Source organism: Pseudomonadota bacterium (assembly GCA_010028905.1).
Taxonomy (GTDB): Bacteria; Vulcanimicrobiota; Xenobia; order RGZZ01; family RGZZ01; genus RGZZ01.
In genome coordinates this window covers 1-2,460 of record RGZZ01000625.1, presented here as the reverse complement: position 1 = coordinate 2,460, position 2,460 = coordinate 1, and the positions used below count along the sequence as shown (strand labels likewise).

2 protein-coding genes are annotated in these 2,460 nt (G+C 67.6%); one reads left to right on the top strand and one right to left on the bottom strand.

Annotated elements, in window-relative coordinates:
* The first annotated feature begins 16 nt into the window (after positions 1 to 16).
* Positions 17 to 805, top strand: a complete 789-nt coding sequence (locus EB084_23685; GenBank protein ID NDD31264.1) for a PilZ domain-containing protein — start codon at positions 17 to 19, stop codon at positions 803 to 805.
* A gap of 19 nt (positions 806 to 824) precedes the next feature.
* On the opposite strand, the gene EB084_23680 is transcribed toward EB084_23685, so the two are convergent.
* The coding region (locus EB084_23680; protein ID NDD31263.1) for a hypothetical protein at positions 825 to 2,460 on the bottom strand (1,636 nt) is incomplete at its 5' end.

Genomic DNA, 2,460 nt, shown 5'->3' with positions numbered 1-2,460 from the left:
CCAGAGGAGCGGGCGCATGGGCTGGACCGACATCATCGAGCGTTTCAAGTACGTGGTCGGGCTCTCTGGGGCGCAGGTGGCGGCCGAGGAGCGGCGCCGCATGCAGCGGGTGAGCAGGCAGATCGGGCTCATCGGGGTGCGCGATCTGCCTGTGCAGGTCGTCCTCACGGCGCTCGACATCGGGCCGCGCGGCCTTCGTGTCGAGGGAGAACGCCGTCTCAAGAACGGCGAACGTCTCTTTCTCTACAAGACGGCCCCGGACGGCAATCGCCGCAACATGGTCTGGAAGCGCGTGCTCGACTTCGGCAAGGACCCGACGGCGCCGTGCGCCACCGTGGTGTGGGTGCGGGCCTCTCGAGAGAGAACGAGCTTCCAGGCGGGCCTCACCTTCGATACCAGGACGAAGGCCCAGCGCGAGTCGGTGGCGCGCTTCCTTCTCGAGGAGTGCAAGGTCAGCGTGGGCGAGGGTCGCGAGAATCGCAAGGCGCCGCGCCTCGCGGCTGAGCTTCCCGTGGTCGTCGGCACGGCAAGTGACGGGACCTTCGACGGCCTGGTGCGCGACATCGCCGTGGGCGGCGCGCTCATCTCGGTGGGTGCGCCGCTGCCGCGCAACACGTCGGTGAGCGCGAGCATCATCCTGGCCTCCAAGGACGCCCCGCTGATGTGTCAGGGAGTGGTGGTGCGCTGCCTCAAGCGTGAAGCCGACACCTGGGAACTGGGGGTGGCCTTCACTTCCGTGGCCAGCGATCATCGCGATCGCCTGGTCGCCCTTCTGTCGAAGAACCTCCGGGCCAGGAACGAGTGAGGCCTTCCCCCAGCGCGCCTCAGAACCGTTCCATGGCCTGCTGCGCGTACTCCACCGAGTGGTTCACCGTCGACATGTTGAACAGCTCGCCCACGTAGGTGGTACGGTTCTGTCCCTGCAGGCCTTCGAGCCGCCCATAGTAGCCGTTGGCCATGGCGTCGGCCGTCACGTGCGGGAAGTATGACCAGCGCGCCGATTCGCGCACCGCCCCCAGGGTTCCACCGAGTTTCTTCACATCGTCGGCGATGTTCGCCTCGACCTCGGCGTCGGTCTTCTTGTCGTCGTTGAGCACGTAGAAGGTGTACAGGTTGCGGTCGGGCTGGTGCGGATAGAAGCAGATGGGGTGGCCCGCGTGGGCCTCATCCATGTTGTCATAGACGTAGCCGATCTCTCGTGGCAGGCCTTCGGCTTCGGCCACGTAGACGCGGTAGTCGACCGTCTTCGCCTGGCTCAGCAGCGCTCGTTCCTCGGGCGTGGCGTCGAGCATCGCGAGATCAGCGGCTGGAGGGGCCGCCATCACGAGCTGGTCGAACTGCATGTCGCCCTTGTCGGTGTGCACCGTGACGCCGTCTGGGCCCCTCTCGATGCCGCGCACGTCGGTGTCGCACTTCACACGGTCGCCGAGCAGCGCGGCCTGCCGCTTCCAGACCTCCTGGTAGCCCCCTTCCCAGAAGTTCCAGCTGCCCACGGGTACCAGGGTCTCGACGGGATAGTACTTGGCCACGTACGCGGCCGGGGTCTTCTCGAGCCAGCCGTAGCCGAGCCCCACCGCGGCCGGGCGCAGCGCTTTCTCGAGGGCGCCGAGGCCCTCTTTCTCGCAGAGCGCGTGAAACGGGACCGAGAGCTCTGCGGGGGCTTTGTCGTAGCCACCGGGGGCCCGCAGCATGCTCCAGTCGGTGAGGCTCTTCCAGGCGAACTTCGCGCCTTCGAACGGCAGCGACAGCTTCTCAGCCGCGGTGAGAGGCGTGTAGGGCTGGCTTCCCGTGGTGGTGGCGTAGGTCTGGGTCGGTGGTACAGGCAGCGGTCGAACCCCGACCTCTTCCGCCAGGGCCTTTATTGTTCCGAAATGGGGAACGCCGACCACGGCGCCCATTTCGTAGGGTCTGTCGTCGATGCGGAGGGTGTCGACCTTGCCGCCGGGCGTCGGATTCTTCTCGAGAACCGTGACGTCGTAGCCTTTCGCAACGAGTCGGCGCGCCGCCGAGATGCCGGATGGTCCAGCCCCCACCACGCAGAAGCGCGTGCCCTGGGGGAGCTGTGGCGTGTCTGAGAGGGGCAGCGGTCTGGCGAAGCCTTCGACAGCCGACAGGCCGTTGGGGACGAACTGCGTGTGATATTTCACCACGTTGGAGATCGCGTCTTGTACCGCCTCTTGCGGGGAGTGGGTCGATCCGACGTGATAGCCGTGCTTGAGGCCTACGGCCGCGGCGGCGGTGGCGGCCGTCAGGGGCGCCGTGGCCACGGCGGTTCCCAGGGCCAGCGCGGTGCCTGCCTTCTGCAGCGGGTTCAGCTGGTCGTTCGCGGCGAGGGCGTGGGCGCCGACCTCGAGCATGCGCGGCATGTGCGCGACGGTCGACGCGGCCACCCCGGCAGAGAGCACTGTCGATTCCGCCATGGCGCCCAGGGTGCCTCGGGCGGCCCGTTCGAGGGGATGG